This window comes from Nitrospirota bacterium (assembly GCA_035516965.1).
Lineage (GTDB): Bacteria > Nitrospirota > UBA9217 > UBA9217 > UBA9217 > MHEA01.
Window position 1 is genome coordinate 1 of the sequence record DATIZR010000082.1, and the last position, 20,228, is coordinate 20,228.

Here is a 20,228-nt window from a genome sequence, read left to right on the forward strand (position 1 = left end):
ACGAGGCGATCTGGGCGTCCGTGGCCTCGCCTTGCATGATCTCGCGCATCACCGCCTCGGCCTCGGCTTCGGCAAGGTTCGTTCCGGCTATGACCTTCGCGATGGCTTCTTTGATCATAAAACCTCTGACAGGGAACCACCGGAGCTTCGCTCACACGGGCTTCGCGTCACCGATGACTGCACGGTTTTTAATTTCAAACTCGGGTTACCTTTACCTGTGCGTGCGGCGAAGCCGCACCTGTGTTCATCTGTGGTTAGAAATCACAGCTTCAGAAAATTCCTGAGCAGGTCCTTCCCCGCGTTGGTCAGGATGGACTCGGGATGGAACTGCACGCCCTCGACCTTGAGCTGTTTATGCCGAACGCCCATGACAATGCCGTCGTCGGTCCAGGCCGAGACCTCGAGCACGGCCGGCATCGTCTCGCGCTTGATGATGAGGGAATGGTACCGCGTGGCCTCGAAGGGATTCGGCAGCCCGGCAAAGATGGTCCTGCCGTCGTGGTGGATCATCGAGGTCTTCCCGTGCATGAGATAGGGCGCGCGGATCACGTCCCCGCCGAAGGCCTCGCCGATGGACTGGTGACCGAGGCAGACGCCGAGGATAGGCACCTTGCCCGCGAAGTGCTTGATCACGCCGATGGATATCCCCGCTTCCGTGGGCGTGCAGGGCCCCGGCGAGATCACGATGCGCTCGGGCGCCATCTTCTCGATCTCCACGATCGTAATCTTGTTGTTCCGGTACACCTGCAGGTCCTGCCCCAGTTCTCCCAGGTACTGGACCAGATTGTAGGTGAAGGAGTCGTAATTGTCGATCATCAACAGCATAAGAACCTCAAGACCATCTCGCGCAAAGCCGCAAAGGCGCCAAGTAATAAAACCATGTCTTCGTTTGAATCTTTGAGAAACATCGTCTCGCCGCTCTTTTACGCTTTTAGACTTGTCTTTCTTTGCGTCTTTGCGAGAGAGCAGCCTTTGCTTTTAGCTTCTCCTGGCTCAATCCAGCCCCTGCTCCGCCATCTCCACGGCGCGCATCATGGCCTTGGCCTTGTTGACGGTCTCCTGGTACTCGGCAGCGGGATCGCTGTCCGCCACCACGCCGCCGCCTGCCTGGATATAGGCGATCTTGTCCTTGATCACGAGCGTGCGGATCGTAATGCAGGTATCCATGTTGCCCGAGAACCCGAAGTAGCCCACGGCTCCCGCGTAGGGTCCGCGCTTCGTCGGCTCCAGCTCGTCGATGATCTGCATGGCCCTGATCTTCGGCGCCCCCGAGACCGTGCCCGCCGGGAAGCAGGCGCGGATCACGTCGTAGGCGTCCCTGCCGCCCGACAGCCTGCCGCGCACGTTCGAGACGATGTGCATCACGTGGGAATAGCGCTCGATCACCATGAGCTCGGAGACCGAAACGCTGCCCGGTTCGCTCACCCTGCCCACGTCGTTCCTGCCCAGGTCCACGAGCATGATATGCTCGGCCCGTTCCTTCGGGTCCGCCAGGAGTTCCCGGGCCAGGGACTCGTCCTCATCCTCGTTCGCGCCGCGCCTGCGCGTGCCCGCGATCGGCCGCAGGTCGATCCTGCCGCCCTCGAGCCTGACCATCACCTCGGGAGATGCTCCCACCACGGTTGCATCGCCGCAGCGCAGGAAGTACATGTAGGGGGACGGATTGATCAGGCGGAGCGCGCGGTAGATCTCATAGGGTTCGATGTTGATCTTCGTCCGGAACCGCTGGGACGGCACGACCTGGAAGATGTCCCCCGCCCTGATGTATTCCTTCGCCTTGAGCACCGCTTGTTCATACTTCGCCTGGGTGAAATTGGACGTAAGCTGATGTTTCTTTGCGCCTCTCCTCCCGCCTCCCGCCTCACGCCTCACGTTCGTTCTGAGCTTCTTCACCAGCGCGTCGATCTTGCCGGTCGCTTCTTTGTACGCGGCAGTGACCGAGTGGCCGTTGACGTGCGCGTTCGACACGACCTTGATGCGATGGGTGAGATTGTCGAAGATCAGGAGCGTGTCGGTGATCATGAAAAAGATGTCGGGAAGGTCGAGCCCCTCCTTCTTGCGCGAAGGCAGCTCCTCGAAGTAGCGGACCACGTCATAGCCCATGAACCCCACGGCGCCGCCAAAGAAGCGCGGCAGGCCCGGGTCCTGCACAGGTGCATAGTCCGCGAGCACGCTCTTCACGATCTCGAGTGGGTCGCGGTCGAAGGAGACCTTTTCGGTCCTGCCCTTCCGGACGATCTCCGCCCGGCCCCCGAAGGTCCTGATGATGACCGACGGGCCGCTCCCCAAAAAAGAGTAACGGGCCCACTTCTCTCCGCCTTCCATGCTCTCGAGGAGGAATGAATTCTTTCCGTCGTCGATCTTCCGGAATGCCGAGACGGGCGTTTCCATGTCAGCGAGGATCTCCCGGTAGACCGGGATGAGGTTGCCCTTCTTCGCCTTTTGCCTGAATTCTTCGAGGGACGGCTGGAACATAAAAATCCGAAAACTCCCTGAAAATGAAAGATTTTGTACTATACCAGATAGGCGAAAGAAGTGTCAATCGGAAAGAATCCGGGGGTGGGCGGGAATACAACGTTTTGTGGGCTGCGAAGGACCTCACGCCGGGCGGGGCGCTCTTTGTATTCGTTGTTGGGCTAACTTAGTGTCTGACGGGACAGGGCATCATTGCTCACTATCAGCAGGGATGTTTCTCACCAGGAGACCCTGTTCCTGCCGCCCTGCTTCGCGCGGTACAGGGCCGCGTCGGCGTTCCCGACCAGCTTTTCCTCGGTGTCCCCGGGCAGGAACTCGGCGATCCCGATGCTGACCGTGCGCCCGGCAGGGGGGCTTCCCTCGCCAATATCGATCCTGAGCCCCTCCATGGCAAGCCTGATGCGTTCGGCGATCACGATCGCTCCCTTGAGCGCCGTGTTCGGAAGGATGATCGCGAACTCCTCCCCGCCGTACCGTCCGGCAATGTCGGTCACGCGGATCGTGTGGGCGACCATGATCGCGAATTCCCTGAGCAGCTCGTCGCCCTTCAAATGGCCGTAGGTGTCATTGAAGGACTTGAACTTGTCCAGGTCGAGCATGATCAGGGAAAGCGACGTGTGATAGCGCTCCGCCCGGTAGACCTCCTGTTTCAGCCGCTCCATCAGGTGGCGACGGTTGGCCAGGCGGGTGAGCCCGTCCTCCTGGGCCAGTTCGAGCGTCTTTTCGTAGAGCCGGGCGTTCAGGACCGCAACGCTGACCTGGTTCCCGATCGTGGCCAGGAGGGCCTCGTTCTCATCGGTGAACTTATGCCGCTGCGGACTGTAGAGGGCCAGCGCGCCGAGCACGGCTCCGCGTGCGCTGATCGGCACGATCAGCGCCGAACGGATATCGTCCTGCTCGAGCCCGGGGACGGATTCCGGTCCGTCCTCATCGCCGGCGCTGATCCGCATGGCTTTATTCCGCAGGATCACATCGCCGATGCCTCCCTGGCCTGCTCCCGAGATCCGGCATGCGCTCCCGTCCGACAGCCCCCGCTGGGCCACGAGCGAAAGGGATAATCCGTCGCTGCCCACGAGCACCACGGCCCCCTGGACAACTCCCATGTTGCCCACCACCTGGTCGAGCACCTTGGGCAGCACCGCGTTCATGTCGAGGGACTGGCTGATCGTGTTGACGACCTCGAACAGCACCAGCAGCTCGTTCATCCTGCTTGCCGCCGCCTCCTCGAGATTGCCGTGCCAGTTCGTGATCTCTTCGGCGAGGTTGTTGAAGGACGCCGCGAGGTAGCCGATCTCGTCAATGCCTCCCACCTCGGTCCGGCTGGTGATGTCGCCGGAGGCAAGCCTGGTCGCCGTCACGGATAGGGACTTCACGCGCCTGGCGAAGAGCGCGTGGAACAGAAAATAGGCGGCGACGCCGGAGACCGCGGCAACCAGCACGGCAATGAGAATGCCCTCAACGGCCCGCCTGTTGATCTGCGCCATGGTGGACACGAGGTCGAGGCTGATGAAGAGCGCGCCCGTGCCGCTTTCCCCGTACACCACCGGCATCACGAGGCAGGACCTGACGTGCTGCTCGTCATAGTACGCGGCATAACCGCCGCCGAGGGCCTTCTGGACCGCGGCGATGTCTTCGACCGTGACCGCTTCGGGATACATGTTGATGAGGTCCCGTCCGCTCCATCGCGGCGAGCTGCAGCTGATCACCCTGCCCCTGGCGTTGTACGCGGTGATCAGGATGACATCGGCCTCCCGGGCAGCCTCTGCAATGGCCTTCCGGATGCCCTGGTGGTCCTGCTTTTTCAGGAACGACTCGACAGGGCCCCGCAAGCCCTCGCCGATGTGCAGGAGGTGCGTTTCCGAGTTGCGGAAGATCGTTTCCCGCTCGTACCAATAGAGGCGGTGGGAGAAAAAAAAGGCCATGAGCACGACCGTGATCGTCACGATCAGCGCTATCTTTGCGCTCATGGAGGATCGAATTTTCAAAAGGAGCCGTCGAGGCACAAGAGTATCCCTTCCCGCGGAACGGGCAATGCAGAGGATACCGTACTTATCGGACGTTCGTGTGCAAAACTATAGCAGGGAAAGACTGCATGGTAGCGAAAAAGAAGGGGTATTGCCCGGGGAACAACAGGAGCCCAGAGGGCCGCCGGCTCCCATTGGGTCGCAGGCAATGGCGAGTCGCAGCGGTTCTCGAATGATCTCTTATATATCAAGCTCCGCGAATTCAGCCCTCTCCTGAATGAATGTGAAACGGGCCCTGGGGTCCTTGCCCATGAGCCGCTCGAACACGTCGCCGGTTGCCTTGTGGTCCAGCACCTGCACTTTCATGAGCGTCCGCGTCTTCGGGTTCATGGTGGTCTCTTTCAGGGTCTCAGGGTTCATTTCGCCAAGCCCTTTAAAGCGGCCGACCTCGAACTTCCTGTTGTTCAGCTTTGCCAGGATCTTATCCTTCTCCATCTCGTCCATGGCGTAGAAGACCTCCTTGCCTGCCTCGATCCTGAAGAGCGGGGGCATGGCAAGGTAGATATGGCCGTGGTTGATGAGCTCCGGCATGTACCGGTAGATGAAGGTGAGGAGCAGGACGCTGATGTGAGCGCCATCCACGTCGGCGTCGGTCATTAGGATCACGCGGTGGTAGCGGAGCTTGTTCAGGTCGAAGTGGGCGCCTACGCCGCACCCGAGAGTCGCGAGCAGGTTCTTGATCTCGTTGTTCGTCTGGATCCGCTCAAGAGAAGACACCTGCTCCACGTTCAGGATCTTGCCGCGGAGCGACAGCACGGCCTGGGTCTTCCGGTCGCGCGCCATCTTGGCGGAACCGCCCGCCGAGTCTCCCTCCACGATGAACACCTCGGACTCCTCCACCTTGCTCGACGAGCAGTCGGCAAGCTTGCCCGGCAGGTTCAGCTTGAGCGACGAAAGCTTCCGGGACACGTTGTCCTTTGCCGCTCGGGACGCCATGCGCGCCTCGGCTGCGAGCAGCACGCGCCGCACGACGGCATCAGCCATGGTCGGATTCGCAAGGAGATAGGCCTCGCAGCCGTTCCTGATCGAATTCTCAATGGGCGACGAGATCTCCGGGTTATTCAGTTTCTCCTTGGTCTGGCCCTGGAACTGCGGGTTCTTCACGAGCACGCTCACGATGCCGTACAGCCCCTCGTACACGTCCTCGGGCGCGATGGCCTTGATGTTCTTCGGGATCAGGTTCTTGCGCTCGGCATAGGAGCGGACGGCCTTGGTCAGGCCCTGCCGGACCGCGAGTTCGTGCGTGCCGCCGTCGGAGGTGTTGATCGAGTTCGCGTAGGAATGGATCTCCATGTCCGTCGCGATGGTCCAGTGGATCGCGCACTCGATCTTGAAGTCGTCCTCTTTCTCGAAGTAGAACGGGTCGGGGTTCACCACCGTCGTGCCCGACACGATGCGCTTGATGTAGTCCTGGATGCCGTTGTCGTACCGGAACGAAACCGGCTTCTCCTTGTCCCGTTCGTTCTCGATCGTGAGCTTGAGACCCTTGTTCAGGAAGGCCTTGCTCTCGGACACGTCGAGGATGTTCTTGTAGTTGAAGTGCGTCTTGGAGAAGATGTCCGGGTCGGGTCTGAAGTAGATCTGCGTGCCGTGCGCCTTGGTCGGCCGCCCCTTCTTGAGGTTCCCCTTCGGCTTGCCGCGCGAGAACTCCTGCGTCCACTCGTACCCGTCGCGCCAGACCGTGGCGATGAACACGTCCGAGAGCGCGTTCACGACCGATGCGCCCACGCCGTGCAGGCCGCCCGAGGACCGGTAGGCCGTGTGGTCGAACTTGCCGCCCGCGTGCAGCGTGCAGAGGATGGTCTCAATGGCGGGACGTTTGGTCTTCGGATGGATGTCGACGGGGATGCCGCGCCCGTTGTCGATGACCGTTACGCCGCCATCCTTCTCGATCCGGAGCGTGATGGCCGTGCAATACCCGTTCAGCGCCTCGTCCACGGCGTTGTCGAGCGTCTCCCATACGAGGTGATGCAGGCCGCGCGCGTCAGTCGAGCCGATGTACATGGCCGGCCGCTTGCGGACCGGCTCCAGCCCTTCGAGGACAGTGATGTCTTTTGCGGTATAGGTTGCTGCCAAGTGATGACCTCCTGCGATGAAGCCGTCATTCCTGAGCAGGCAGGAATCCAGAGGTTCACGGCTATCGCATTTAAGCTGCTTTCGGTTGCAGATTATAAATCAGCAGGAGGGATAAAGCAATGGGAAGTTTGCGGGGAAAGGGATGCCGGATATTCCTCTGCTCGATATGATGAAGCATCGATGGCGGCGACAAACCTGCGGTTGTTTCTCCATCGTACGTCGGCGGCCATTTGCCCGCTGCGGATTTCTTCCTGTTCTTTTTGACGCCGCCAGGCCAGCATATCGGGCAAGGACCAGGACCGCGATATTTATGCCCCCGGCTGCAGGTCTTCCAGCCGCCTTGATTCGCTTTCGGCACTGCTGACTCCTCTCGGGATAGCGTCATGCTCGACTGAAAAGTCACTGTGCTTGCTGTTTCTGCTCGACAAAGTCTGTCACAAAATCCCGCGCTGCGGCTTCCCCTTTTTCAAACAGGATCTGGTAGTACTGCAAACTCACCTCTTCCGGCTCTTTGCCCTCTGCTACGTTCGCGCTGCGGCCGATCTTTGCAGCTATCACAGCCCTTCTATTCTGTATTTCCGATCTGGCAGCAACGTCAGACGATGAATCGCCCAGCGTATCGTTCTGGATTGCCAGACTGATGAGCTGCTCGACAAAAGTCAAACTTCCGCGTTCGAGATTTTGACCCATGAGGAAACAGGCATTTTTAGCTTCCTTGCCATCGCTCTTCATAAGGTCTTTGCATAAGTGGCGCAATTTTGAATACGTGTTACTCGTGAAAAAACGCGAGAAGGCGTACTGTCTTGCCTTGATCCCGCTGCACTTTGCCAAGGCCACGGCATCCACGATGGCATCGAATCTCTGTTTTGAATACGTTTTGAACGTTTTCGCATTCCCCTTCTTGATCTGTGTCATTGCCTCATTATCTCCTGCTGCTTCCCGTTGCAGGACAGCATAGAGATAATAGGACTGAGCATTATCATTGTCGTCACGCAGGAGCTTCATGATGTTTACCTGCGAGGAAGGCTTGAGGGGTGATTCAGCCCAGGGATGATCGAACTCAAAGTCGATCAGCGAATAGGTCCCGACGCCGCTGGGAGCTTCGATGCGGCTCGCCGACTCGAGCAATTCCCTGCCGAGAGCCGGGTCTACGAGGTCTGTGAGACCGGCGCCCGTCAGCAACTTCGGATTGTGGCTGGTCTTTATAGAATTGATTTCTTTTCCCGTAAACGGTCTGCAGCCGGCATCCTCGGCCGCCATAGCCGCGGCTCCGGGCAGCAATGCTGACAAGATGATTACGGATACCCCGAATATTGTCTTAGAGCGCATTTTTCACCTCGTACTAACGAGTGAGTGAGGAAAGCGGTTTGGCAAACCGCTGGCCGGAATACAGCGGTTTGCGGCTCGCACGTAAGCGGCTTTCGGTTGGAGATTATAAAGTAGCATAAGAGATAAAGCAATGGGAAGTTTGCGGGGGGATGGAGCGAAGACAGCACAGGTGAGGGGGGACGCTGACCGGAGGCCCTCTCGGCCAGATATGTCATCGTTTCGGGTTTCGCGTGGCTCCACCCGATCTACGGCTGGGAAACAGATGCTCGGAATGCGGACCAGTTCCTTGAGATGCAGTCATTTTATGGAATATCTTAAGATTCTGGGCTGATATGCCGATACATAATAGAAGAGGCCTTCTCTATGTTTGTACGTCGATCCGGTAATTAAAAAATGAAATGTGAGGGAATATGGATATATATAAACTGCTTGATCTGCTTGAGAAAGTGGAATCCGACGTCTCCGGCCTCTATAAACGTCTGCATGAAGAACATAAGCTGAACAAAGAGGCAGCGGAATTTTTTTACAATCTGCATATGGAGGAGGAGTCCCATGTGCAGATAATCCGTATGGAACGGCGAATTATCCAGTCGGCCCCCAAAGTGTTCCGGGAGGCACATGTTAATTTGTCCGAGATCAACAGCATGCTGGAAAATATTGCGAATCTGAGAACAGCCAAACTGGCCCTGCCCGAACTGATCGGCAGGATCTACGGGCTTGAGAGCAGTCCTGCCGAGAAATATCTCATCGATGCATTGAAGGACTCGAATGATGAACTGCGCGATTTTCTTATTCGGCTCAGTTCAAGTTTCGATACGCACGCGGAAAAAGTCGCGGTATTTGCTCGGAAACTGGGAGTGCAGATCGAAGATATCCAGAACCGATATATGCGCAAGGCGCGCGTCGGGTATGGTGAGAAGGTCCTTATCAATCAATCCCTCGCCGTCAAAGGGGTCGATATCAGCGAAGGAGGCATGTTCCTGCTGACCGGAAGAACGTTTACGGTAGGACAGCACCTATCCGTTCAATTCACGGTGCTGCAAGTGCCTGTTACAGCTGATGCACTGGTCCAGTTTGTAATCGATGAAGTAGGGATGGGCATCAGATTCGAAAATATCCAGGACAGCGACCGGGAGCTCATCGGCAGGTATGTTGCCGGGAGAATAGAAGAGAAGGGACTCGACAAGCATAAACGCATTCTGCTAGTCGGCAATTCCCGGCTCGGCGGTCGGGACCTTCTGAACTATGTGAACGAACTGATAGGCACCGGCAGCAAGGTTTTGGACATCTCTGCATTCGAAGATGCGGTAAATTCGCTGCGCAAGGGCCTCGATCTTTCGTGTATAATCCTGACCATCGAGAATGATCTCGATCCCAATTACTTCCTGCTTCAGTTTCTGCCCACCATGGACAATTATAAGGAGGTTCCGGTCGTCGTGATGACGAACAATCATCGTAAGGAATTCCGTGAATTGCTGATCCGGAGGGGAGTGAAAAGACTGCTCGTCAGGTCGACCACTTCGCCCAAACGACTGGCCGAAGAGATCAGTACCGTAACTGCGTAGATCGATCGCGATTTTACCTCAAAATGACTAACCTTCCATTTTGTCTATCAGTCATTTTTTACCCTGTTCATTAGCATTCCTCAAATGGTCCCTGCAATTGACTTCATCTTTGATTTTAAGCTATGATGGCATGCGAGACTGCGGCGTCCCCATGGGCGCTCGCAATGACGGGGAGGATGCGACACGGGCTTCCTGTCTGCGCAGGAATAACGGATAAAGAGAGGAAAACCAAATGAACAAAGTTCTTACAAAACAGCTTCAGGAGTTTTCACGCCTTTGGGGCGGGTTCAGGGCGTCGCGGGTGGTCCTGACCGCGAACAATTATCGCGTTTTTGACTACTTGAAAACACCGAAGACTGCCGGAGAGCTATCTCAAGGAATCGGCACTGATCCTCGGGCAACGGAGATTCTGCTCGATGCCGTTACCACCGTCGGCCTGCTCGGGAAATCAGGAGGCAAGTACCGCAACACCGAGATGGCAAAGAAATTCCTCGTGAAGGACAGCCCTCTCTATCAGGGCGACCTGCTGCGGCATGCGGAGCATCTCTGGAAGTCCTGGTCCAGCCTGGACGGGGTCGTGAAGACAGGCATGCCGAACAAATCGGGCGGCCGTGACTACGACTCCTTCATCAGGGCAATGCATAACATCGCCGTGATCCGGGCGAAGAGCGTGATCGCGGCGATCGATCTCAAGGGTGTTGCCCGCGCGCTCGATCTCGGCGGCGGACCGGGGACGTACAGCATGGAGCTGGCGCGGAAAAGGATCATCGTCACGCTTTTTGACATGCCGGAAGCCGTCGCAATCGCCAAGCAGATCGTCGGGGAGCAGAAGACAAAGCAGATCCATTTTATCGAAGGCGATTTCCATGCCAGCGACATCAGGAGCGGTTATGATCTCGTGTTCATGAGCCAGATCCTGCACTCGAATTCGATCGATGACAGCATCACACTCATCGAGAAGGCCCGTGAGGCGCTGAATCCCGGGGGCCTTATCGCCATCCACGAATTCTACTTAGAGAAGAACCGCGCCTTCCCGGCTCCGGGCGCTTTGTTCTCCATCAATATGCTTGTCAACACACCGGCTGGCAGGTCTTATACTGTCGAAGAGATAAAGGGATGGCTCACGAAGACCGGGTTTAAGGGGATCAAGGTGAAGGTGCTGGGAGAGACGGTGGTCGTGACGGGGAGGAAGGGATAGGGCGCGAAGGATATCAGAAAAGGGATCACTTCGTGCTCACGCGGAGCCGCGGAGGGCGCGGAGAAACCCGAAGCTTTGGATTGAAAGAAACAAAGAACGTACAAATCAGGTATTTTTTTGTCCGCAGATTACTCAGATTTCACAGATTAGACCCGGCCACGATTACTGGTTTAAAATCTGCGGTCATCTGCGGATAAATTGGTTTTTCGCATCTTCTGGATGCTACTAACGACGAGTAGTTACATCCGATGTTTAAACTATCATGAAACTGACAATAATTGGTCTAAGGCGACGCCTCGCTTTATGATCTTTTCTTAAGAATAAAAGATGGTTGCTTTTCGTCTTGATTTTCTCTGCGCTCTCCGCGCCTCCGCGCGAGATAAGACTTTGTTGATCTGCATCAGGTTCACACTGCCGGAATAGACACCGTAATAATGGTACCTTCTCCCAGCTTCGTCTTCACTTCTATCTTCCCCCCGCAGGCGTCCACAAGTTCCTTCACGATGGTGAGGCCCAGGCCGATACCGCTTCCCGTCCCGCGGAAGAACCGTTCGAAAATGTGATGACGATGCCGCTGCCGGATCCCGGTCCCCGTGTCCGCGACCGTAAAGACGACCTGTCCGCCTTTCGAGGAAGCGCTCAGGGTCACGCTTCCGTCCCGCTTCACGGCCTTGGCGGCATTGTCCATCAGGTTTCCCATGATCCAGCCGAGGCACTCCGGATCTGCCGTTATCGTAAGACCCGCCTCGCACTCCAGGTTGAATGCGACATCCCTGCCCTGTGCCAGGAGACGCGTTTTTTCAATGATGCCTCCCAGAAGGGGCTGGACCTCGATCGACTGCTTTTTGAGCGTGCGGCCGAGCGCCTGGGCCCTCGCCAGCTCATCCATACCTTCGACGATCTTCTTGATCCTGTCGGACTCGTCCAGGAGAGACTGCGTATGCTCTTCGTCGGCTGGAATTTCCTCGTCCGCCTCTTCCGGTTCTTCGTGCATTTCGACGGCGGATGAACTCGATTCCCCCACCTCGTCCGGGAGAAATCCGGAAGACGTATCCGGTTCCGGTGCAGAACGACCGGTTCTCTGACGGGGACGTTCCGTGGTTGCAGCCTTCTCTCCCGGCTGCCTCGGCTCCGAGACTGGCTTCGATGCCGCTCCGTTCCAGGTCCGGGATACAATGACAAGCAGGGCGATCGCAAGTCCGCTGAGCAACGCAAAGGCAACGATGAGCTGAGTGTCTGATTGGCTGCCGAACAGGCCCACTCCGGGCTGTCCGAAGTCCCTGGTTGTCACGGCGCGCACAAAAAGGAGCGCGGACAGCGCGATGAGCGCGGCGCCGGCAAACAGGACAATAGATTTACCCTTGGAATGTTTATGCATGGTTTTGTCCGATGACGCGGGATCACCTTGAACGTATGGCAAACAGCGAAAGCCGACTTTAACAAAATCCAGCCGCTGTTTCAAGTTATTTATATCGCATTCGGGATCATCGGGTGACTACAGGCGGGGACTCTTGCAAAAACAAGGGGAAATCGGGAAAGGTTCCCCTAATCCTGGTGAGCGTTTCGGGCGAGGGGAGTTTATCGAGATAGGACAACGTTATTTCGCAGGCTCATGCGAGGGATTTTTCGCTGTGCCGGACTTAACGAAATGTGACGTTAATTCGAGCAAGCTATCACGCGTCCCCTGTCCCGATCAAAATGTTACGTTCTGGCGTTTCATGAGGAGCTCCCCAAGGTAGGAGCCCGGCTTGACCTCAGCGTTCTTTATCCATTCGGCGCCTTCAAGGCCGTAGGGTTTGACACAGGATGCGCAGATATAGAACTTGCAGTCGAAGTCTTCCACCAGGCTTTTCATCAGTTCCGCAACGGGTGAAAATCCCTTCTGCCACGTGATTGACTCGGCAAATCCCTTCCGCGCCAGATGCACGCCTTCGTTTATCAGGAAGAAATCTATCTTGGCATCAAAGGCCGCCATGTTGGTGGCAAGCTGGAGCGCTGCGGCCGCGCGCTCTATTGCATCATAGGAATGGGTTATGACAAATACGAATTCTTTGTTGTCCATCTTCTTCTCCCTTTGCTATTTGATAATAATGCTTAATGAGCGCAGCCCCCGTCCTTGCTGTGGCCGCCGCAGCATCCCTGGACCGTCAGCACGGGAAGGCTTTTAGCCTGGAACATCGAAAGATTTTCCCGTACGGTCTCGCCCTGTGAGCGGTGCACCGTGATCCCCATCTGGTTCAGCCTCGTGAGCGCGCCCGCACCGATGCCGCCGACCACGATCGCATCGACCTTCTGGTTGTCGAGCGCCTTCATGGGATTGCACGCGCCGTGCGAGTGGTGCTGGTCCTGGTTGCTGATCGAGGCAACGCTGTTCGTGTCCGTATCGAAAACGACGAATACCGGAGCTGAGCCAAAGTGATTGTACACCGTGCTCTCGATCCCATTATCATTCTGGACTGGAAAACAGATCTTCATGTGATGTTCCTCCTCTGTGTGATTTTACAACGATTATTCAAATACTATGGCCTGACCTTTGCTCAGGGCCTTCGCAACCTTTTTTCTCGCGCCCGTAAGTATCCTTTGAATGGTCCCCCGCGAAACGCCCATCCTCGCGCCGGCCTCCGCCTGCGTGAGGTCGTCAAGATCGCAGAGCTTGAACGCCTCAAGCTCTTCACGCAGGAGTGGCACCTGCTCGATCTCCGACATCGGCACGCAGGTTGGCTTGAACGCCGTTCCTTTAAATTTGCATTTGCAATTTCGCGGCTTTTTGCATCGGGGGGACATGCTTTGCTCCTGTCATTGTGTGCATATGCACATAACCATAGCAGGCACTTCTCCGCTTGTCAAGGAGTATTCGTTCACCGGCTGCTCTTTTAGGCTTCTGCCGGTGAAATAGAATACCGTTATATTCTGCTACAGCTATTGTCCATGCGATGCCCTGAAGCAGAGGAGAGCGAAGAGTGAGGGATTCTGGCGGGATACCGTTTCTTCCTGCGGAGTACAAGCCAAAAAAAAGGGATGTGTTGAGCTCTGTATAAATGCCGGCTCTGTGAGCCGGTTAAAATAAATACTGGGTGATATATTTTATTGCAAGAAACAGGATGGCAACGCCGACGATCACCTTGATGAATTTCTGAGGCACATATTTCTGGGTCTTCGCGCCCAGGTACATTCCGGCGAAACCGCCGAGGCCGAAGAGGATCCCCAGCGGCCAGTCTGGCATCGGCGATATGCCGTTCATGGCCGGGATGACGCTGAAAAAGAGCGCCCCGGCCACCGATGTTATGAACGTGCCCATCAGCGTTGCGCCTGCGATGGTATAGACGGGCAGTTGAAAAAAGGCCACGCAAAAAGGAGCGATGATGGCTCCGCCGCCGATCCCGTATGCGCCGCCGATGATGCCGACGACAAATGCGAGGGTGAGCATTCCGAGCGTGCTAAAGGAAAATCGCTCGCCCCAGAATTCGTATTCGACTTTCCTGAGAGACACGCTTATTGTTTTCACTACAGCGTCCGCAGGGAAGCCCGCCGCAATTCTTGAACTTTGTTCCTTCTTGATTTCCGCTGCCCGTGCCTTGAACTTTTCTTCCAAGGCCTTTCCCCCTGCTGAATGAGCTTTCTTGCCGCCCAGCAGTTCTTTAAACAGCCTGATGCCGATATACAGCAGGACACACCCGACGAATAGCTTGAACGATTTCGGATCGGGAAGAAAGAGAACCCGGAGATAATATCCAAGAAACACGCCCGGCAGCGTGCCGGCAATGACCACCCACGTAAGCGGCCACGCCATGCGCCCTTCCTTGATATAGCGGTACACGCCGCTCGGTATTGCCACAATGTTGAAGACGTGGTTCGTTCCGCTGACCGACGGGGCGGTGTAGTTGAGAACGCTCATCTGGAATGGCAGGAGCAGGAAGGCGCCGGAGATGCCGCCCATGGAGGTAAAGAAGGAAATGACCAGGGCGGTCAATGGCGGGAGCAGAAGGTTCGTTGTCACCCCGGATACGGGAAACGTCATGTGAAGGAAATCCACCGATCATCCTTCCCTGCTGGCAAATGCGAGCCCGGCTCGAAAGCTCGGGCCGGGCTCAATTATAGTGGATGCCGCGTCGTCAAGTCAAGCGGCCGCTTCTCCGGCCTCTGTCGGCCAAGAAAAGAGACGGGCGGGAATTATCCCGACCGGAGCTGCGTGCTTCAAGGTTTCTTCGCTGCCATAGGCGGCGTTGGGACCGCCGTTCCGTGGCATTCGATGCAATTTTGCTGTGCCGTAATGCCTACATCCTTGGCCGGAGTCCAATCTGTCTTTGAAACATACTTGCCGTCCTTCCAGGCATTCAGGTCCTGAACAAGCTTGTAGGCGACACTCGCAGCGACCCGCGCGCACCGGTCCTTCCTTTCCGGACTCGCAAGAGCATAGCCGGATGCCTTCATCCATTTGCCCACGGAAACATGACAAAGCGGCGATTCGCTCGTCGTCTGAATGATCTTCGTTTTTTGTTTCGGCTCCTTGGGAACATAGACAGGAAGCGGCGTCCCGGAATACCACTGCATCATTTCCGATCCGATGAGAGCGCCCTGCTCGCAATCCGGTCCGGCGATACGCGGTCCGATGATCATGTTGCTCACGATGTTCGCTCCCGCGTTGGAACCGCAGATCGTGCCCCAGCCTACCGTGCCGCCTTCAAGAAAAACAAAACCATCAACCGGGAATGATTTATACGGATCGCCGACCTTTTCCCTGAGCTGGGAGAATACGCTGCTGATAACCGCCGCCCCGCAGAAGACCCGGTACCATTCATTGTAGGCTATCTCGGCGGTCTTTTCGGGGTCAAGCTTCATATACGGCCAAGGCCACTTTTCTGTGGTGCCACCTACGGCTTCCGCTTTTGACGGTACTCCGGTGATTCCCGCAAAAGCCACGCCTGCGCCTAAAGTCCCCACCATGGTCAACAGTTCCCTTCTTGTCACTTGTCCTTTCATGTTCATATTCTCCTTTTGATTTTAATATCCATCAAGTCGGGTGAACGAATCGTCCATAGATTCTCATAATCACGGCTGCGGCAGGCGCAGCATCATGTTATCTCCGAACGTAATATCATCAATGTGACCCGAAGCTTTGCTTGTCCGCGACACGAGATGGATATGGATCGCGTTCTCCATTCCTGATCCTTCCTTAATCACGGGCGTATACTTGGTCAGAAACACACCGGCATGATGCTCTGAATAGAAACCGATGATATCGACCGGTTCGTTCTTTGTCGTGAACGGCTGCTTCGACTTGGCAAATGATTCTTTCGTAACGGGCTTTCCTTCCGTCCGGTCGACGTTGATGTGCCACTTGATCTCCACAGGCGTTCCGGAAAGCAGGAACGGAAAGGGCTTTGTCACGTCGATTCCCGCTGCCAGCGCCTGGGCCTTGACGAAGTTCTGCAGGTCCACGTAGCCCTTCACGGTATTCGGAACAGGCACATCCTTCCATTTCGACTGTTCCGTCCACACGAGAAAGAACGCGCCATGCTTCCAGGTGTTGTCCGCCACGTAATCGGAGCCGCGAACCTTGGTAATATAAGGTTTCGAATCAAAGACTGTGATCTCGCCGTCAAGACCGTCTATGGGCCCCATGGCGTACAGTCCTTTTCGTCCCGCCAGGTCCTCCAAAGACACGACGCTCGATGCCTTTCCGCTTACAAAGATATCCTTCTGCGCGCCGACGTACTCGACCAGCCCTTCTTTTTTCGATCCGGTGATGGCCGCATATGCCGTAACAATGAGTACTCCCATGAACGCTGTTGTGATCAACGCCGACATGATTTGTGATTTTTTCATGTCTCTCCTTTATCATTACCTTGTGCGGCGGAGCCGCCCGTGGTTATTTGACTTGTTATTTCAGAACACCGGCGTGGGCACCGTGCCCCAGCCGCTGCCGTGCGGCAGGTCCTTCACCTCCAGCAGCTTCAGCTCATGCACCTCCACGTCGATAAAGAACTGCGGCACCCGCAGGGCATTGATCGCGAACAGGTCTGAAGGCTTTTTCACCGGAACTTCCTCAATGGACAGGAAGATCAGCCGTCTGACCGTGCCGTTGTCGGCCTGTCCCATGGCCTGATGCTCCCTGTGTGTTCCGTTGTGCATGGCATGATGTCCTTCGCGCAGATGACGGAAGGGATGGAACACCCAGTCCGAGATCATGGAGAGGGAATGGTGCTGCTCAAAAAGCTTCCACGTCCCTCCCGTGTCGGCGATCATGCCCTGCATGATGTAGTCCTGCGGGATGAAGTAGACAAGGTAGCTCTTGTTGTCCTGCACCCGTTCTTTCACTTCCGGCAGGGCGAGTATATCGCCCATGCGGTGGTCCATTTTGAAACCGTCCTCGGGCAAAATGGCGACGCCGGTGACATTGGGAGCCTTTGTCCAGAGCGTCAACTGATCGATCGTGTAGGCGCGGAGCAGGAAAGCGCTGCCCAGTACGACGCCGGCAAACAGGACGGCAAATGCAATCTTCCCTGCCAGGGATGCAGGAGCGATCGCTTTTTCCACGGCCTTCGGCAGGAACATCCCTGTCTTCTTCATGTATCCCCGGTATGTCTCTCCGGATGCATTCAGCATCCGCCTTTCTTCGTCTTTTGCCAGGAAATAGTACACGAAGCACATGAAGAGCCACAGCACCACGGTCAGGAACCTCGGCCAGAGGATGGAAAGCCCGAGCCCGGCGATGCCCAGGGCGAGATACTGGGGGTGCCGGATGGAGGAGTAGAGACCGCCGAGAACAGCTCCCTTTCTCCGGAACTTGGCCGTGTAGATCTGGCCGGCGCACACGAGAAAGACCGCGATGCCCAGGACGAACAGGACGGATCCCATGACGCGCACGAACTGCAGGAACGCGTCCTGGGGCAGGATCATGTGGGGCAGGTAAAAGGCGCTGAGCCACCGGGTCGAGGAATGACCGGCAAAGGCGAGCAGCACCGGATTAAAGACCGAGTAAAAGAAGCCTGCGAAGGGGCTGATCATGATCAGCACCTCGAAGGCGATGATGAAATAGAGAACGAGCGCGCTCTTGAGGAGCGTTTTTTTCGTATTCATGAGTGGCCTCCTGAAAAGAATGTCACCACGCCTCTGAGAAAACACGCTTTGACACGGATGAACGCCTATCGTCTCATGATCTGCATCTGATTGTATCAGCCCTGGTCACAGGCATCCCGTGAAAATCGCGCAAGGGATTTCTCTTTGGTTTCCGTGGTGAAAGCTCTGATTGGGCGAACAGGATCAGGCTCGGGGAGGTCGGAGGAGTTCGTCCGGCAGGGCGTCCTTGTATCGGTCAACGAGGACAAGCCGTGCGGACTTGATGGGATCGAGCTGGAACGTATGGACCGTCTTCGGAACGGCGAAGACGAACAGCGGATAATGGACGGGTGATGGACTGGAAGAGATCGTGAGCTGGGGATCAGGATGCGAAGCATGCAGTTGTCTCAGGGAACAGTGGCCGCACGCAGGGGTGACGCTCGTTTTCCCGGCAAACCCGTGGGGACAGGTGTTCTGGACCAGGAGAGCAAAGGCAAGAAGCAGTATGACCGGCCTCAGCTTGAGCATGCGTCAACTATAAGTCGTTTCCCGGCGGGAGTCAATGGCTATTTTGTTCGTGAGTTGATCCAGCTCTCTGCAAGTTTTTTGCATATCCCCTTCATGAACTGAATAATGCGATAGCCGATGTCACGCCATCTTCTCCACCATCGCCCTGAAGTAACGGCAGTTCTCGACCAGGTCCGGCCCGTGCTTGAACAGCCCGCCGCCGATCAAGAAGATCAGGTCCCGGCCGTAGGTCTCAAGCATCTCCGGCACCCGATCGAGGCTCATGCCGCCTCCGGGCGCGGGAAAGATGGATCGCAGGTTTCCCATGGGTTCCTGGGAGGCCTCCACGATGGCGCGGCATTCCTCGCGGCTGAAGGAGAACCTCCCTCCGAAGTTCGGGAAGATGGTCGCGTCCGCGCCCGCGAGACGGGCAAGCTGCCCGAAGATGACGCCGTGCGCGATGCCGTTCGGGCCGGTCACGAAGCTGCCCTGCAGCGCGGGGTGCGTCAGGATCGGCAGCCCGACCGAGTCGTCATCGGCCAGCTCACGCATCAGGTCCATGCCGACCAGCCCGGGAGCTACCATGATGCCGCCCGCCCCGGCGTTTTTTGCCATCTTCGCCCTTTTCAAGACCTCCCGCTGGGGCGCGGTTACATTCGCTATATATATAGAAGAAAACCCGGTCTCCCTGTTCGCCCGTTGCACTGCTTCGGCGCAGCGTTTGACCCGCTCCTCGAAGGGCGAGCAGCACTGATCGGTCAGGCCGTGGTCATCCTTGATCATGTCCATGCCGCCGAGCGCGAAGCGATAGGCCAGGTCCGCGAGCTCCGCGCACGAGAGGCCCATGGGTTTCACCGCCGTCGACAGGAGCGGACGCCTCGGAACCTTCAGGATCTCTCGAAGCCCTTGCCGCCCGAACCGCGGACCCTTGAATGACTTGAACAAGCAGGGAGGAAGTTCGAGATGCTCCACCCGGATGCCGGGCTTGATGCTGCTGTTGCCGAAGACCACGTTCAGGAGCTGGGTCAGTTCACCGGCAGTTATCTCAACGGCATAGCTGATCACCGCTTCATAACCGTCCTGACCCGAGGGCTTGAAGGACTCGATCCTTCCGAACACGTGGTCCCTGATCACTCCCTCCGGAACTTCATCGGCAGGGAATTCCACGGTCTGCTCGATACAGATGTCCTCTGCCTTGAGACGTGCTTCCTTCTCGCTGCCGAAGATACGGTAGGTCACGGAAAAACGATCGCCCGAGAACATTGAGGATGGCGTACAGGTTTGTTTGATAATGGGCATAGAAACGTTCGAAAAACCTTTAATTGCGGAACGTGTATGAAATCTCAATTACAATCTGACTCTATATCATCAAGGTGCGATGAGGATTGTTATCAGCTTCACCTACAAGTGTGCAATCGCAGCTAATCAGCCGGAGGTGTTACATATCGGTTGAAGTTTGAATGCATGATTCGGTTTGAAACATGATATCGATCGAACTCACGGCGCATTTCGAACACAACGTACAAGAAATTCGTTGCTTTTGTCCGAGCAGGCCTTGGTCCCGTTATAAAAGTACACGAAACACTTTAACTCTGGATTGTCGTCATAGGTACTCACGGTCCAATATCTCATGCCTTGGGTCATCATAAAATATGTTGTATCGATGGCAGGTGCGCTTCTTGTGGTATCGATAAGCGTGCTCAACTCCTTCAATGTCGGCAATCTCCAATCTTTTTTGCCAGCTAGCGTGAGATTTGTGCAATAGGTGATGGCCGCTGACCACTCCCTTGTTTGCCAATCGGGTGTTTGCTGCCATACGAGACCGTTTACCTGATTGCTCACCGTACCATTGCCATTATCAAGAAATTGTTGCTTGTTCGCACTGGCGCACGGATTGCTCATTGCGACGATAGACATTATGCTCATAACTGCAATTAGAACCAAGGAACTTGCTTTCAATGATTCTTTCACGATTACCTCCGCACGATGTTTTAA

General features: G+C 56.3%; 19 protein-coding genes. 2 read left to right on the top strand and 17 right to left on the bottom strand.

What is annotated here, in order from left to right; all coding sequences use genetic code 11:
- The 6 genes from VL197_12380 to VL197_12405 form a co-directional block, all read right to left on the bottom strand.
- Positions 1 to 118, bottom strand: a 118-nt coding sequence (locus tag VL197_12380) for an anthranilate phosphoribosyltransferase (GenBank protein ID HUJ18777.1), incomplete at its 3' end; no start/stop codon positions are given.
- Between the two features lie 143 nt (positions 119 to 261).
- Complete coding sequence (locus VL197_12385) at positions 262 to 825, bottom strand: aminodeoxychorismate/anthranilate synthase component II (GenBank protein ID HUJ18778.1); 564 nt, start codon at positions 823 to 825, stop codon at positions 262 to 264.
- A 168-nt stretch (positions 826 to 993) separates the two neighbouring features.
- A complete protein-coding gene (gene trpE, locus VL197_12390) occupies positions 994 to 2,475 on the bottom strand; it encodes an anthranilate synthase component I (GenBank protein HUJ18779.1) in 1,482 nt (493 codons plus the stop codon).
- 218 nt (positions 2,476 to 2,693) lie between these two features.
- Positions 2,694 to 4,442, bottom strand: a complete 1,749-nt coding sequence (locus VL197_12395) for a diguanylate cyclase (GenBank protein HUJ18780.1) — start codon at positions 4,440 to 4,442, stop codon at positions 2,694 to 2,696.
- Positions 4,443 to 4,679: 237 nt separating this feature from the next.
- Complete coding sequence (locus VL197_12400) at positions 4,680 to 6,575, bottom strand: DNA gyrase subunit B (GenBank protein ID HUJ18781.1); 1,896 nt, start codon at positions 6,573 to 6,575, stop codon at positions 4,680 to 4,682.
- A 399-nt stretch (positions 6,576 to 6,974) separates the two neighbouring features.
- The gene (locus VL197_12405) at positions 6,975 to 7,703 is read right to left on the bottom strand and encodes a hypothetical protein (GenBank protein ID HUJ18782.1); all 729 of its coding nucleotides are present in this window, start codon (positions 7,701 to 7,703) and stop codon (positions 6,975 to 6,977) included.
- A gap of 611 nt (positions 7,704 to 8,314) precedes the next feature.
- On the opposite strand from VL197_12405, the gene VL197_12410 reads away from it, so the two are divergent.
- A complete protein-coding gene (locus VL197_12410) occupies positions 8,315 to 9,469 on the top strand; it encodes a PilZ domain-containing protein (GenBank protein HUJ18783.1) in 1,155 nt (384 codons plus the stop codon).
- 232 nt (positions 9,470 to 9,701) lie between these two features.
- On the top strand, positions 9,702 to 10,667 hold the full coding sequence (locus tag VL197_12415; GenBank protein ID HUJ18784.1) for a methyltransferase: 966 nt from the start codon (positions 9,702 to 9,704) through the stop codon (positions 10,665 to 10,667).
- A 406-nt stretch (positions 10,668 to 11,073) separates the two neighbouring features.
- Here VL197_12415 and VL197_12420 read toward each other — a convergent pair whose 3' ends face one another.
- The 11 genes from VL197_12420 to VL197_12470 all read right to left on the bottom strand — a co-directional run bounded on the left by VL197_12420 (position 11,074) and on the right by VL197_12470 (position 20,204).
- The gene (locus VL197_12420; protein ID HUJ18785.1) at positions 11,074 to 12,045 is read right to left on the bottom strand and encodes a HAMP domain-containing sensor histidine kinase; all 972 of its coding nucleotides are present in this window, start codon (positions 12,043 to 12,045) and stop codon (positions 11,074 to 11,076) included.
- A gap of 315 nt (positions 12,046 to 12,360) precedes the next feature.
- Positions 12,361 to 12,729, bottom strand: a complete 369-nt coding sequence (locus VL197_12425) for a DsrE family protein (GenBank protein HUJ18786.1) — start codon at positions 12,727 to 12,729, stop codon at positions 12,361 to 12,363.
- A 32-nt stretch (positions 12,730 to 12,761) separates the two neighbouring features.
- Entirely contained in the window at positions 12,762 to 13,142 is a 381-nt protein-coding gene (locus tag VL197_12430; protein HUJ18787.1) for a NifB/NifX family molybdenum-iron cluster-binding protein, read from the bottom strand.
- A 33-nt stretch (positions 13,143 to 13,175) separates the two neighbouring features.
- Positions 13,176 to 13,451 (bottom strand): DUF134 domain-containing protein, encoded by a 276-nt coding sequence (locus VL197_12435; protein HUJ18788.1) that lies wholly within the window; start codon positions 13,449 to 13,451, stop codon positions 13,176 to 13,178.
- A gap of 274 nt (positions 13,452 to 13,725) precedes the next feature.
- Positions 13,726 to 14,685, bottom strand: a complete 960-nt coding sequence (locus tag VL197_12440; GenBank protein HUJ18789.1) for a sulfite exporter TauE/SafE family protein — start codon at positions 14,683 to 14,685, stop codon at positions 13,726 to 13,728.
- A gap of 176 nt (positions 14,686 to 14,861) precedes the next feature.
- Positions 14,862 to 15,647, bottom strand: coding sequence for a twin-arginine translocation signal domain-containing protein (locus tag VL197_12445; GenBank protein ID HUJ18790.1), 786 nt, complete (start codon positions 15,645 to 15,647; stop codon positions 14,862 to 14,864).
- Positions 15,648 to 15,716: 69 nt separating this feature from the next.
- Positions 15,717 to 16,493, bottom strand: coding sequence for an acetolactate decarboxylase (locus VL197_12450; protein ID HUJ18791.1), 777 nt, complete (start codon positions 16,491 to 16,493; stop codon positions 15,717 to 15,719).
- A gap of 60 nt (positions 16,494 to 16,553) precedes the next feature.
- Positions 16,554 to 17,747: an isoprenylcysteine carboxylmethyltransferase family protein gene (locus VL197_12455; protein HUJ18792.1), complete on the bottom strand. Its 1,194-nt coding sequence runs from the start codon at positions 17,745 to 17,747 to the stop codon at positions 16,554 to 16,556.
- Positions 17,748 to 17,930: 183 nt separating this feature from the next.
- Positions 17,931 to 18,254, bottom strand: coding sequence for a hypothetical protein (locus VL197_12460; GenBank protein HUJ18793.1), 324 nt, complete (start codon positions 18,252 to 18,254; stop codon positions 17,931 to 17,933).
- Between the two features lie 120 nt (positions 18,255 to 18,374).
- On the bottom strand, positions 18,375 to 19,532 hold the full coding sequence (locus tag VL197_12465; GenBank protein ID HUJ18794.1) for a RuBisCO large subunit C-terminal-like domain-containing protein: 1,158 nt from the start codon (positions 19,530 to 19,532) through the stop codon (positions 18,375 to 18,377).
- 198 nt (positions 19,533 to 19,730) lie between these two features.
- Positions 19,731 to 20,204 (bottom strand): DUF1566 domain-containing protein, encoded by a 474-nt coding sequence (locus VL197_12470; GenBank protein HUJ18795.1) that lies wholly within the window; start codon positions 20,202 to 20,204, stop codon positions 19,731 to 19,733.
- Between the last annotated feature and the right edge of the window lie 24 nt (positions 20,205 to 20,228).